Annotated in this window: 7 protein-coding genes; all 7 read left to right on the top strand. The window is 45.5% G+C overall.

From position 1 onward, the window contains the following. Positions 1–9: 9 nt before the first annotated feature. On the top strand, positions 10–3405 hold the full coding sequence (locus tag JMI88_RS29565; RefSeq protein ID WP_201365551.1) for a Swt1 family HEPN domain-containing protein: 3396 nt from the start codon (positions 10–12) through the stop codon (positions 3403–3405). Positions 3406–3855: 450 nt separating this feature from the next. Continuing rightward, positions 3856–4200: a hypothetical protein gene (locus tag JMI88_RS29560; RefSeq protein ID WP_201365550.1), complete on the top strand. Its 345-nt coding sequence runs from the start codon at positions 3856–3858 to the stop codon at positions 4198–4200. A 153-nt stretch (positions 4201–4353) separates the two neighbouring features. Then, entirely contained in the window at positions 4354–5898 is a 1545-nt protein-coding gene (locus tag JMI88_RS29555; protein WP_201365549.1) for a hypothetical protein, read from the top strand. A gap of 110 nt (positions 5899–6008) precedes the next feature. Beyond that, on the top strand, positions 6009–6401 hold the full coding sequence (locus JMI88_RS29550; RefSeq protein ID WP_236023118.1) for a (deoxy)nucleoside triphosphate pyrophosphohydrolase: 393 nt from the start codon (positions 6009–6011) through the stop codon (positions 6399–6401). Between the two features lie 126 nt (positions 6402–6527). After that, positions 6528–8396, top strand: coding sequence for a DNA/RNA helicase domain-containing protein (locus JMI88_RS29545; protein WP_201365548.1), 1869 nt, complete (start codon positions 6528–6530; stop codon positions 8394–8396). Positions 8397–8640: 244 nt separating this feature from the next. Then, positions 8641–9072: a hypothetical protein gene (locus JMI88_RS29540; protein WP_201365547.1), complete on the top strand. Its 432-nt coding sequence runs from the start codon at positions 8641–8643 to the stop codon at positions 9070–9072. Positions 9073–9074: 2 nt separating this feature from the next. Then, positions 9075–14924 (top strand): HEAT repeat domain-containing protein, encoded by a 5850-nt coding sequence (locus tag JMI88_RS29535; RefSeq protein WP_201365546.1) that lies wholly within the window; start codon positions 9075–9077, stop codon positions 14922–14924. Positions 14925–15007: the final 83 nt, after the last annotated feature.

Below are 15007 nucleotides of genomic sequence, written 5' to 3'. Positions count from 1 at the left end.
CACGATGTTATGACTCAAAGCAATCGGGATCGCGTAGGGAGAGCGCTGGAGACGCTCAATGCAGGACTCCTCCCCTTTGTAGAACGTGAAATGCAAGCCAAATATGGATCTCGCTGGATGCAGATTGCAGCGGCCGGGCTACATGATTTTCAGGCCGCCAACCTGCATAAGGATGATGCGACACTTGACACCCAGGTTCTCCTCTCCATCATGTGGAACCAATGGAACTCCGTCTTCAGCACAGTATTGGGACGCGACGAGCGCTCCTGGGTCAGCGAACTACGCACGATGCGCAACCGTTGGGCACACCAGGAGGCTTTTAACACAGATGACACCTATCGGGTATTTGACAATATACAGCGTCTTCTCAACGCTGTTTCAGCCTTTGCAGAAGCCAGCGAGATAGATCGCCAGAAGCAGGAGCTTATGCGTATTCGCTATGAAGAGCAGGCTCGCAGCGAAAAGAGAAAACAGGGGACGGGACCCCTGGTTACTACTAGTAGTAGCCATAGTGGACTCAGTCCCTGGCGTGAAGTGATCTCACCTCATCCAGATGTGGCATCGGGCCGCTATAACATGGCTGAATTTGCTGCTAACCTTGCTCAGGTGCGCCGTGGAGGAGGCGAGGATGACTATCGTGATCCACGCACCTTTTTTACACGTACATTCCTTACTTATGGTCTACGTCATCTGCTCGCGAATGCGCTACGCCGCTTGTCAGGGCAGGACGGAGATCCCATTGTGCAGCTCCAGACCAACTTTGGTGGGGGCAAAACACACTCATTGCTCGCGCTTTATCACCTCTTCTCCGGCACGCCACTGGCAGATCTGGAAGGGATTGAAAGCATCTGCCAGGCTACTGGTATCTACAAGGCTCCTGATGTTCGACGTGCCGTGTTGATAGGCTATGAGCTTTCGCCGGCTATGAGTAATATGAATGATGACGGCATTGTTACAAATACTCTCTGGGGCGAGTTGGCTCGGCAATTACTCGGTTCAGAAGGCTATGCCATGGTTGCTGAGGCAGATCGCCGCGGCGTCAGCCCCGGCTCTGGTGTATTGCGCGAATTATTTCTGAAAGCTGGCCCTAGTCTTATTTTGATCGATGAATGGGTCGTATATGTGCGCCAGCTCTATAATAATTCGAACCTCCCAGCAGGCTCTTTTGATGCCAACTTGAGCTTTGCCCAGGCTCTCACTGAAGCTGTAAGAGAGTCACCACAAGTCCTTCTTGTTGCCTCTATCCCAGCTTCAGACACTGAATATGGCGGCGAGGGTGGTCACGAGGCTGTAGTACGCCTGAAAAATATTTTTGGTCGTATGGAGGCAACTTGGCGACCTGCCGATGCAGATGAAGGCTTCGAAATTGTGCGCCGCCGCCTCTTCCTGCCTATTGCGGATTCTCATCTCTATGCAGTTCGCGATGGAGTTGCCAAGACCTTTGCCGAATACTATCGCAGCCAACCTCAGGAATTCCCTGCAGCCTGCCGGGAAGCCGAGTATGAACGGCGTATCTGCGCTGCCTATCCTATCCATCCCGAGCTGTTTGACCGTCTCTACAACGATTGGTCAAGCGATGAGCGCTTCCAGCGCACACGTGGTGTACTGCGCCTTATGTCAGCTGTTATACACAACCTTTGGGAGCAAGAAGATAAAAGCCCGCTCATCCTACCCTCAAGTATGCCTCTTGGCAACGATACTGTTCGCCTTCATCTGATCAGGCATCTAGAAGATAACTGGACGCCAATTATTGAAAGGGATGTCGATGGGCCTAATTCACTGCCACTGAATCTGGACAATAGTAACGCCAATCTGGGGCGCTATTGGGCCTGTCGCCGCTCTGCGCGCACTATTTTTATGGGTACTGCTCCCAACTCGCGTAGCGCCAATAGGGGCATCAGTGCTAACCAGATCAAGTTGGGCTGTGCAATACCAGGCGAGAGCGTCGCGGTATTTGGAGATGCCCTACGCCACTTGAGTAATACGTTGACGCATCTTTATGTAGATGATCAGAAATATTGGTACTCTACAAACCCCAACGTGACACGTACAGCACAGGAACGTGCCGAAATCGTCAAGGAAGATGAGATACTTCTGGAGATCGAGCAACGCCTTCGATCTGAGATGCAGCCTAATCATCGCGGCGAGTTTGGCCGAGTGCATGTATGCCCCTCCTCCGGTGCAGATATTCCTGAAGATGATCAGGTACGGTTGGTGATCCTGAAGCCGCAATATACACATGGTGCTCGTGACCAAAAGAGCGATGCCTGGAAAGAATCTTTCAATATTCTCAACACGCGTGGCAATGCCAATCGCCATCTTCGCAATACGCTAGTTTTTCTGGCTGCAGATCGTACACGTTTGAATGATCTCAAGCAGACCGTGCGTCTGTACAAGGCATGGAAGTCCATTCATGAAGATGAAACCTTGAACCTGGATGCTTTCCAGCGCAAGCAGGCGCAGAGCAAATTTGCCGATGCACAGAAGCGCGTTGAAGCCCTTATTCCGGAGACATTTATTTGGCTGCTTTCCCCCTATCAGGAGGATCCTCAGCGGACAGATACCTTGACGCTTCAGGAAAGCAAACTGGCACCGCAGCCAGGGCCGATTTCTCCCAATGCCAGTCGTAAACTCGTGCGCGATGGAGGCTTGGTCACCACATTCGCGCCGGAATTATTGCGCTCTTCGATGGATGACATTCCGCTCTGGAGCGGAAATCACATCAACCTCAAAACTTTAGCTGATAATTTCGCACATTATATCTACTTACCTCGCCTTAAGAACAGTGATGTATTACTTCAAGCCGTACGTGAAGGTGTGCAAAATCCAACCAATGTTCGTGACACGTTCGCCTACGCCGAACGTTGGGATGAGTCGAATCACCGTTACCTGGGCTTGAAAATTCAGCAACCAATCACCCCACTTCTCAACTCCGAAGCGGTACTTGTCAAACCAGATGTCGCACTAGAACAGCTTCGCCAGGATGAAGAAAAGGAACGACAAGCCAAAAAAATCGCTGAAAAGAAGGCTCCTTATAGTGTTGGTAGCGGCCAGGGATCGGTGGATATCCCTGCACCTGAACATAGCAGGACTTCGACTGGTAGTGTAGAACGGCCAAAGCCTCCTTATCATGCACCAGTGCCACAGCCACCTATCGATACAAAACCCAAAGCACGACGTTTTCATGGCTCGGTAGATGTCCGCCCCTTGATGATGAGTATTGATGCTGGCACCATCATGGATGAGATAGTTACGCATCTGGCCCAGCTTGATCAGCAGGGCGTACGTGTCACCATCGAAATCCAAGCCAACATCGACAAAGGTATCCCTGACGACATCGTACGCGACATACTAGAGAATAGTCGCAACCTCAAATTCCAAAGCTATGGTTTCGAAGAGGATTAACTCATAGCTCACAAAGCCCCTACTCAGCGCATCTGCCATTAAATGGTACTGCTGCCTGAGTAGGGGCGCCACACCCTCATGAAAAGCCCAATGAGGATGCGTTAGACTATGTATTTGAAGACGTGCTAACACACTAAACTTAAGAGATGGACATTGAACTTTAACATTATCATATGGTAATATGTTAGATATACGGCATGGGCTCAGCCACTGTTATCTTTCGCATTGCCAAATATAGTGCTGGAAGGATAACACAACCTAACATGAACCAGAGTAAGGTCGAAACAACAACTTCCCAAACATTACCCGTTTATGCTTTCCTGTATTCTATTTGTGGCCTTCTAATGAGTTTGTCTTTTTCATGCTGGAAGGTTGGATATTAATTATCACAATAGTCACTGTCGCGTGGGCATGAGTCGTAGTTACGAAAATTCCAAAAAGGAGTTATAGATGGAATCATCGATCCTCTTCAATGGTAGTCACGGACATGATGATCCAGATTACCTTGCCTGGTTAGATGCTAACCCTGAGGGCTTTGTAGCCAACATACCTCATCCACACACACCTTATGATAATTTCCCGGTTGTTTTGCATCGGGCCTCGTGTCCACACGCACGCAATCCAGGAAATGGTGGCAAACTCACCTCAAATACTCAGTGGAAAGTATGTGATCTGTCTCTTGATACTGTGAAGCGGGGTGCGCTTCGCTATACACGGGTAGCATTAAAGTATTGCCAGAGTAATAGAACCGGTGGTTGCGGTAGATTCTGGACAGCAGAGGGCAATACACGCTAAGAAGATTTCTCCGTGCTTAGGTACGCTGGGATAATGTGGAAAAGGGATAGCAGAACAATCCAAAATTGGGAAAACTTTCTAATGAAGCGAAGATATTATTTTCAAGCAAAAAAGCTTTAAGGACGAATATTGGAATGATAGGAGATTTTGTTAATGGGCATCCCGCTTCGCTCAAATATTTTCAAAAACGGCACCTATGAACAAAGGTATTTTTCCCAATTTCCGGTACAGGTTGCTGTGCTTTTCTCTCCAAATGACCAGGATTTTGTGGAGGCCTTCAGAAGCATTTTTCTAGAACTTGATAGGTTCACTGGGAAAAATCTGGTTTTTTTTGCCGTACTTGATCCACCCCAGGATTGGCTCACAGAAGCGGAAACTAGACAGTGGTGGCGAGAATACACACAAAGGATTGGGCGTATCGGTTTCTCAATGGATGATCGCGTGTTAGTAAACGAAATTGCAAGGCTTTTTGGCATCGGTTGGGGGGAGTTGCCGCAGATAGTAGCTAGTACCAATTTATGGACTGGCGAATACTTGACGTTTCCTACTTCATCAATTCATATACAACGACAATTAGAGATACTCACGAACCTCGTACATGAGTTGGGACAACCAAATATCGACCATATTGCTGAGGACCTTAGTGAGACGTTGGGTATTGAGGCACAATATCACTCTCCAGATGATGCATTAAGGTATCGATTTAATCGAATGTATGACGTGCTTGATACTGCGGAAAGGTCATCTGGGGGGGAAACAGATTGGCATGCAAGGTTTCTGGATAATGATTTCCCCCAGGTAGAGGAAACTTTAAGGCGCTTCCGCCAGTGGGAAGATAATAGACAGATAGTAGATCGAGATGCCAATAATGTTTTCAATAATTCAGCAAAAGAAAAAATCATCGAGGATGCCGCAGGTAGACTTGTTGCCCCTGCGACCGTAGCAATGCGGATATCGCAACATTTCCATCGTGGACGAATGCTTGAATTGGCGGAATATCTTGAAGAAGAATCATTAATAATGGTCGAGACCGCGCTCACGATTGGGAACTTTCTTGAAAATCTTCAAAATGGCACTTTGCGAGGAATGCCTTTGTTGCATTTAGGTACAAGAGGAAGGCGTAAGGCAAAGTGGCAAACACTTGATATCGATTTTACTCCTGGTGCGCAAGGTGCCTGGAAAGCTTTTGAACTTGAGGTTAATCTTTCTCTTATTCAAGCCGCACGTGCTTCAATCTCTATTAACATGCCAGAATTTTTTGCAATTCATGATGATAAATTAAGCAAAGAAGATGGAAGAGTATATATCAGTAAAAGGAAAGCAGTAGATATTAATCAATTAGATTGGAGGAACAAAGCGACTGGAAAGCAAAGGTTTATTATGATGCATGATGCTTTAGAAGTGATTCGAAAACTGTCGGGAACGCCGAATTTTGAGGCAAAAATATCTATGTGCTTAGGGCATCAGTTACCAGACAGCCTATTCGATGCTTGGAAAGAAATTCATGAAATACGCAACAGAGGTTCTCATGTTGAGCCGCTTCAGTATAGAGACTACCAAAATATAATAGAAACGGTCCTTTCATCAAATGCTCTTGACCCATTAATAGGAATTAAGAGCAAACTTGCGAGAAGAAGAATAGTGTCTTCATCACCTCGGGGTGTTTCGACCAACCTCGGCGATATGAAAGAGACGTAAATCTTCAAACGTGAGGTTGAACTGAATTGGATACGTGCTGGCAACGTCGTCCTGATTTGATTGAGCCATAATTGTGTCTTTACTCATCTGTCTAGATGTAGCCATGTGGAGTGGAGAAAACATCAATGAAAACAGTCACCGCAGCTATTCTTATGTTGAATGGAAAAATCCTTATCGCCAGGCGAAAAAAGGGAGATGCACCGGAGCACAAATGGGAGTTCCCTGGAGGTAAAATCGAGCCTGGAGAGACGCCTGAACAATGCCTCAAGCGTGAAATGATGGAGGAATTTGGGGTCGAGGTCGAGGTAAAAGATTTTTTCTGTTCGGCGATCTATCGCTATCAACATATTGAGATTGAGCTTCTGGCTTATCACACAGTGTATCTTGAAGGTGAATTTCAGCTTAATGCCCATGCAGAGATAAAATGGATCACTCTCGAAGAGTTAAAAGACTACGATTTTGCTGAAGCAGATATCCCAATTGCTCATAAATTGTATGCGTGAGAGGCGGATATCTATATCTCAAGTACTTTTTGTGCTATTTTAACGCTTGAAAAAATCTGATTTTCTGATATTATTATCTCAAAAATTTATATGCATAATAAATACATATATTAGAAAGGTACTCTTATGACACAAATAGCTAGGAATGCTTGTGGTTGGCATGGTGCCATTAATACCTTTTTGAAAGTACTGGAACAAGACTGGTTACAGGATCTTAAGAATCATCACTTAGTTTGCATGAATATGGAGGCGGACGAGTCACAAATAAGAGCATGGAAGAATTGTTTTAATATCCTGCAGGTACAATTGGCCTCTGCTGTAAAGATGCGCGCAGATGTGGGCAACTGGACTATTATTTTCGAATATGAATTGCCTCGAGAACGTGGCCGGCGCCCTGATGTGATCATTCTTGCTAATGATACTATCCTTGTTCTCGAGTTCAAAGGTTTTGGCAGTATTCACCAGGCGCATATTGACCAGGTTTCTGCTTACGCTCGGGATTTACAGCACTATCATGCTGGCTCACATAATCGTTTGATCTATCCTCTTTTAGTTTTGACTCAATCAAAGGGAGCTGAGAAAACTCAAGATGGTGTTCTCATAACCTCTCCATTTGAACTACCCGATGTACTGCAATCATTGGTAGATACTACCGTGTCCAGCACTCCTATCGATCCACTTGAGTGGCTAGCTGCAGATTATGCTCCTCTGCCATCCCTTGTAAATGCCGCGCGTATCCTTTTTCAGCATGAGCCACTTCCTCATATTAAGCGCGCCAATAGCGCAAGGATCCCAGAGACCATAGCGGAACTTGTGCAGATCAGTCGACAAGCTCGCGCCAATAATGAACAACATTTAGCTCTTGTGACAGGTGTCCCTGGGGCAGGAAAGACGCTGGTTGGATTACAATTCGTCTACGAAAATCACTTTGGTGATATGGGTAGTAAGAGAAGTGCTGTGTTTTTGTCTGGAAATGGTCCATTGGTCAAAGTACTCCAACATGCACTGAAGAGCCCTGTTTTCGTCCAGGACGTGCATGGTTTCTTGAAACGCTATGGTGGTTCTCAACATTGGCTGCCAGAAGAACATATTTGGGTATACGACGAAGCTCAGCGAGCTTGGGATGCGGCAAAAGTTCAAGAAAAGCGAGGGCATGGAGCATCTGAACCTGAAGATTTCCTCCGCTTAGCCGAAAGAATGAATTCTTGGACTCTTATGGTAGGGCTGATTGGAGAAGGCCAGGAAATCCATTTAGGAGAGGAAGCTGGACTTGAACAGTGGAATGCAGCGATTAAGGCTATGAATAAGCCGTGGACCGTTCATTGCCCAACAAGGATTGCTTCTGTCTTTTCCTCAGCAGCACATATACAGACATCTGACCTGCTCGACCTTACTGCATCTCTACGATCGCATTTAGCTGAAGATGTACAGCTATGGGTGAAGCGGTTACTTGAAGGGAGCATAGAGAGCGCTGCAAAGACTGCCCAAGCAATTAGGGACCAGGGATTTGATATGTATGTCACGCGAGATCTTGAAAAGGCGAAACAGTATGTTCAAGAGCGCTACCTGGGCCAAGAAGAAAAACGTTATGGACTTCTTGCCTCATCGAAAGCAAGAAATTTGAGCAACTGGGGCATACGTAATGATTACAACTACACAAAGAACTTGCGTGAAGGCCCTTGGTATAACGATTCTCAAAATTCTGACCGCTCTTGCTGTAGATTACATGACGTTGCCACTGAGTTCGCATGTCAAGGGCTTGAACTGGACTTTCCTATAGTTGGTTGGGGAAATGATTTGCTGTGGCGAAACAATAAATGGGTAAGTCCTCCACAACCTCGATCCCAAGCCCATAATCCGCATCAACTGCGGCTCAATAGTTATCGAGTGTTGCTGTCACGTGGACGCGATGGTTTTGCCGTTTTTGTTCCGCCAGAAGTACAGATGGATTCTACCTATCAAGCACTTGTTAATGCTGGTTTTCACCAACTATAGTCAAAGATTTGGCGATTAGAGGGGAAACTAACTGAATTGTTATGAGAGAGTAAAGAAGCCTGCACGTTTAGCTAATTATTAATTGCTGCTTATGCAAGCTGTGATTGATTTCTAAATGAAGGTGCCTAGCGTTGCATTTACGATAGATAATCAAACTCTCATAGCTAATTCATATTGATGATGGTCATTTAAGATATTATATTAATTTATGGGTGTGGAATAAATTAGAGAGGCTGAAAGGTATATGACAGAAGATTGTAAGGTTATTCTGCAACTTTCTAATGAGGTACAAGTGCTTCTTGACGATCAAGGCGTAGATCTTTATCGAGAACTGCAGCAAGAGATTCCTACGCTGCGGGTTATCATGAGTGGTGATCCAGAGGCGCCTTCTGGAGCGCGTGATATTGTCCCCATCTTATATGCCTCGGCGGCAGTTATTGGTGCCCTTGCCCCGATTATCAAGAGCATCCTCGATCGCATTACCCCACCGAATCGCGCCAATGAATATGTTGTCGAGGAGATCGAGACTCGCCATCCAGACGGGACCGTCGTGATCCAGCGCAAAGGTGTGCGCTCGAAGAAAGAAGAGCGCCCCTGGATTGTACAACAGTCTTCTTCCGATCCCTCTTCCAATGATGCTCTATTGCCACCACCTAATGAAGCGAAAGATAAATAACTATGGAGCAGAAGAGATATGCCTATCTGGTGGGGGCAAATGGACCAACAATACAGGGAAAGACGCTGAAGTACGCCGAGCGAGATGCCCAACTGTTAGCTGAGGTGTGGAGAGATCCTCAGGGTCTCTGCAAATTTACCGCCGTTAAGGATATTGTGGCTGACTCGTATGCTACGATTGCTGCTGATTTTCTTGAGTTCATTCAGCAGTGTAATGAAGATGATGTGGTCATCTTTCATTTTGCTGGTCACGGTATTTTCTATAAGCAGCAACTCTATCTCGTGTGTAATGATACGAATATCAAGCGTTTTATGGCCACTTCAATCAAAGTCAATGACATTAAGGCCTACTTCCAAGAGTGCCGTTCCCGCTACAAAGTCTTGATCTTGGACTGTTGCCATGCTGCTGGCGCTCATAGCGGCGGTGTCTATGGAACTCGAGATGTGGAGGATGTACCAGGTGCAGTGCTTGAGAAAATGAAAGGGAGCGCTGATGTCATTCTTTCTGCTTGCTCTCAGAATGAAAAGGCACGCGAACTGGAGGCATTAGATGGTGGCTCCGGTTTTCTGTCCTGGGCCATTCGCGCCGCCTGTTCCACACGTTTTCACGAGCTAATAGAGGCATCTGCTACCCATGCTCTCTCTTTTCATCAGCTCTACAATTGGCTCCCTAAGGTGCAGGAAGAAGTGAATACCCTCTATAAAGTTCATCCTCCTCTGCCACTACCGCGCATCATCGAGGAGAAGAGCGGCTATGGTGAAATCTGGTTGACCGATCCGCCTCTGAAGCAGTCTTCGCGCCCAGATTTCGCTGTCGCGGCTCGCAGGCAATACCTGCAGTATATGGTGCAGAAGTATAGCCAGGTCACCTTGCCCATAGAAGGCGTTGCTGGTCCATTATCTCTCCAGGCCATTTTTCAGCCGTTAGAGCTAAAGTCCAACCCTTTGATCATCGAAAACCTTGGATATGGGCAGCGACGTCGTCTATTGGGAGAGCAAAAGGAAGAGAATATTCATTCATTCTCTTTTTCAAGTGTAGAGAGTCCCTCTCAGCACCCTGATGAGAATAGCGGCCGTCCAATTATTGCAAAGCATGGAGAAGAGGCGATCCAGTGGAGTCCACAGAGCCGCCTCGTTATTCTTGGCGGTCCTGGCACCGGCAAGACAACTACTCTCAAATACCTGGTGAAGCAGAGTGCTGAAAAAGCTTTAAGCGATGAAACAGAACCTTTGCCTGTCTTTCTCTCTCTGGCAGATCTTGCGCGTACCGAGAAAACGTTGCCCCAATATCTCAAAGACATGCTTGAGAACGGGGCCATTGAGCGCGAATATGCGGATATGCTATGGCAGGCTATCACAGGTGGAAAGGCCTTTATTGCACTTGACAGCCTGGATGAAGTGAGTCCCGATCTGCGCCCGAAAATCATCGAGCTTATTAATGATTGGGCTCGGATTCCTGGCAACACCTGGATTGTCGGTTCTCGCTTTACTGAGTATAAGGGAGGGCAATTTAAAGCTGGTAGCTTTGCCGAGTGGGAATTGCTTCCGATGAGCCGGGAACTACAAAATGTGCTAGCCGAAAAAATATTTGCCGTATTTCAAAATAACATAGACTTATTCTCATCTGCGATTTCAGCTTCAGCGTTTTTGACTACGTTAAGATCACATAGACACGCATCGGATTGGGGACAGAATCCTTTGTTACTGAGCCTAGCAGCTCTTATTTATGCGAGAACAGGTGATTTGCTGGCCAGTAGAGTCCTCCTCTATAAAGAGGTGGTCAATGCCATTGTTACGTTTCGGGCCAAAGATGAGATACATGGCAAACAGCTCCTGCATACCTTCTCAGCCTTGGCCTACTGGCTCTACCTGCAGCGCAAAGGCCGCACCTTTACCAAGGATGATATTCTGACCTTTTTAGACAAAGTACAGCGGCACTCCTGGCATGAAACATATGAGATTACCCGTGATCTTATTGCTTCCGGACTATTAGACGTTGTGGCCCATGAAACCTATAGTTTTCGCCACCAGACCTTTCAAGAATATCTTGTCGCGGTAGAATTGTCTAATATGATGATCAGCGATGACGCTCAAGAACAACAGGAAGGATGGGACCTTGCTTGGAGTAAGCGCATGTATAGTCGCTGGACAGAAATACTGTGCATGTTGGGGGAGTGCCTCTATCAATCCAGGAGGGTACGTAGCCAGGCCATGCTAGAAAAGTGGCTGCTTTCATTACTGCAACAAAGAGAAAGTAAAGAGGGAGACATTGGGGACTTAGGTCTTGTGCTCGCTATCCGCACCCTTGCTGAATTGAGTAGCATAATTGAGCAACCAGAAAATATGCTTATTAAGTTGGAGCACAATGTCGTGTTGTTATGGTTAAAAGAACTGTCTAATGTGAAAAACAATCGGTTACGTATCAGGTTAAAGAAGTTAATGATTCTGAGTAGTGAGATTGGTGCATTATACCATGGGTGGACACGCGATGTTGTAGAGCAGATACGTGAATATCTACAATCTCGAAATGGAGATGTTGTTAAGTATGCTCAGATAGCTCTAGAAGCCTTTGGACGATATGGTTCTTACGAATTATTGATGGAGTTGGTGTACGACCCTTCATTTGTTGTGCATAGTATATCTATAAAAGCGCTAGAAGAGCAGAGGGAGCGGGTGCCATTGGATGTCTGGATGAAGTTGGTGAACGCATCTTCGGCTAGTGTGCGGCGCGAAGCCGTAAAAGCGTTAGGAGGGCAAAAGGAGCGGGTGTCCTTGGATGTTTGGATAAAAATGGTGCGTGATAGATCTCTGGGAGTGCAAAGTGAAGTAGTTAGAATATTGAGCGCTTGGGAGGAGCAAATACCATTAGAGGTCTGGATGGATTTGATATATAATCCTGATCCTGGTATTAGACATACAGCAGCAGGGGAACTGCGAAAATATGGAGAACGCGTGCCAGTAAAAATATGGCAAGATTTAGCATTAGCACACGACACTCCTTGGATAGTGCGAAGTACAGCGGTAGAAGCTTTAAGGGAACGGCGAGAACAGGTGCCATTAGATGTTTGGATGGAGTTAATGTCTGACACTTCAAATAATGTGCGACTCGTAGTGGTAAAAGCTCTGGAAGAACAAGGTGAATTGGTGCCATTAGATCTCTGGATAAAGTTATTGCACTATGCAGACCGGCACGTGAGCAGTGTAACAGACGTGTACAGTGTAAAAGACATGTACAGTGCAATAGACGTGTACAGTGTAATAATAGAAGCTCTGAGTAGACAGAGAGAATTGATATCACCAGAATTATTGACGAGTTTATTAGATGGAGAAGATTGGAGTGTACGCAGTGCAATAGTTGAGGTTCTGGATAAGCAAGAAAAAATTTTGCCATTGAATGTCTGGATGGATTTATTGTATGACTTTGATGAAGACGTGAGAATTGCCGCCGTAAAAGCAGTGGGTAAGCGGATAAGTACTATCCCAGCCGATATATGGAAAAACTTATTAAATGATAAATCGTGGGAAGTTCGATATAACGTAGTGATTGCTCTTGAAGAGCAAGGACATCGTGTGCCATTAGAGGTATGGAGATCTTTAATATATGATGACTCATGGGATGCGCGAGATGTGGTGGCGGATGTATTAAAGGGAAAAAGTGATCTGGTACCTTTGGAACTATGGCTGGAATTGATAAATCATAATGATGTGATGGTTAAATTTCTAGCCGTGTTACAATTGTTACGGCAAGGAAGAGAAGTGCCATTAAGGATATTGAAGGATTCATTGCAATATAACGAAGAATATTTGGATGAGGCGGCGATCGAAATCTTAGGGGAAATAGAAGAACAAATATCAGCGGAGATATGGATAAAGTTACTGGATGAAGAAGATGCTGATATGAGGTGGAAAGTAATTAATGTCTTAAAAGAGCATAGAGATTGGCTGCCATTGGCAGAGTGGCAAGTATTAATTTGTGATCAATCAATCAGAGTGAGGAAATTAGCTTTAGCTTTTTTTGCTAACTTTTATACTATTGGCGATCTAGATTTGACAGGTCTTCAAAGTGTAGATTTAGAGACAAAAAAAGTGGCTCTGCATATATTGGCTGACGAAAATATTTCTTTATTCATTAATGATAAAAATCCTTTAGTGAGAAAAGCGGTAGTGGATGCTTGGAGAGAGCATAATGAAAGTGTGTCTTTGGATGTATGGTGGGGGTTGGCACATGATGATATTTGGGAAGTAAGGAGAGCCGCTCTGGATGCCTTATGGGAACGGGGAAGGGATGTGCCGATGGAAATGTGGAAAAAGCTGTTGCGCGAGGATGACTCAAATGTGAGGAGTGTCGTGGTAGAAGCTTTAGGGGAACGAGGAAAGCGCGTGCCAATGAAGATATGGCAAGAGTTGTTACACGATGAATCGTGGATGGTGCGGTGTGCTTCAGTGAAAGCGTTAAGGGGACAATGGGAACAGATACCCATGAATTTGTGCCAGGAACTGCTACATGATGAATCACGTGAAGTGAGAAGTGCTGTAATGGAAATTTTAGGAGAACAAGAAGAATATGTATCTATAGGCACTCTAATAGATATGTTGCATAAAGTGTATGACGAAACGTGTTATACAGCAAAAATAGCACTAGAGAATCTAGGGGTTAAAGTACCAATAAAAGTAGTAGAAGAGATGCTTGTAGATGAAGAAGAATATGTACGTGCTACAGCTGTAGAGATTTTAAGTAAGCATGGAGAGCAGGTGCCGCTAGATAATTGGCGAAAGTTGATGAATGATCCTTCAGAGGATGTGAGAAGCGCTGTGGTAAAGGTTTTAGAAGAGCGAAAAGAGCAAATGCCGCTGGAAGAATGGCGAAAGTTATTGAACGATCGTTCAGCATCTGTGAGAACTGCAGTTGTACAAGCTTTAGAAAAGCAGGGAGAGCAGATATCGCTGGAGGAATGGCGAGAAATATTGATGAATGATCCTTCAGAAAAAGTGAGAACTGCAGTTATACAAGCTTTAGAAAAGCAAGGAAAGCGGATATCACTGGAAGATTGGATGCATTTGATGCGTGATTTTTCAGAAAACGTAAGAAGAGCCGCGGTGTTTTGGGGAGGGGAGCAGGAAGGGTGGATATCTTTGGATATGTGGCGAGAAATATTGACGGGTGATTCCTCACAGTATGTGAGAGCCGCAGTGATAGACGTTTTGGGTAAGTGGCAAGATTGGGTGCCTTTGGAGGATTGGATGCATGCGTTGTATGATCATTCAGAAACTGTGAAAATGGCTCTTGTTCGAGCTTTAGAAGAACAAGGTGATCGGATACCTTTGGAGATATGGAAAGAGGTATTGCAAGATGATTCGGAAGCGATAAGAAGCTCTGCAATTGAAACTTTGGGTAGAAAGGGAGACATTGCTCCAAGAAGCACATTTATGGAAGCAATGCAAGATGATTCAACATTAGTGAGGATTAATACGATATATATATTAAAAAGAGTATATCCTGATACATTGGAGGAATTGCTACCTCAGGTTAGGGAAACAATGCAGACCGGTATATGTATTGGGGAAGTGTTGTGCACTCCTATGTATACCCAGGCTGCGAAAATATTGGGCGAACTGAAGTTAGCGGTCCCTACTGTACTTGATTACTTAAGTGATTTGCTTGATCATACGCACTGGCAGGTGCGCCTGGCCTCCATTAAGGCTCTGGGTGAAATACGTCGTAATATTCCAGACCGAGCCATTCGGCGGCTGATGGAAATTCGCCTGGATCCAGCTATGGGACGTGCTTGCGCAGTTGCGGATGATGCCTTGACTGAAATCCTTTCCTTAGAGAACGGCATCGAAGATGACTGATATGAAGTTGCTGAACTATCAAAGCTGCTTTGCATAGCATTAATGATGCCTGTTGTGGTGGCATATTGCTTGGCAAATCAGCT

The organism is Dictyobacter formicarum (genome assembly GCF_016587435.1).
Note: the sequence above shows the minus strand (reverse complement) of the source record. Positions and strands in the feature narration are given on the sequence as shown.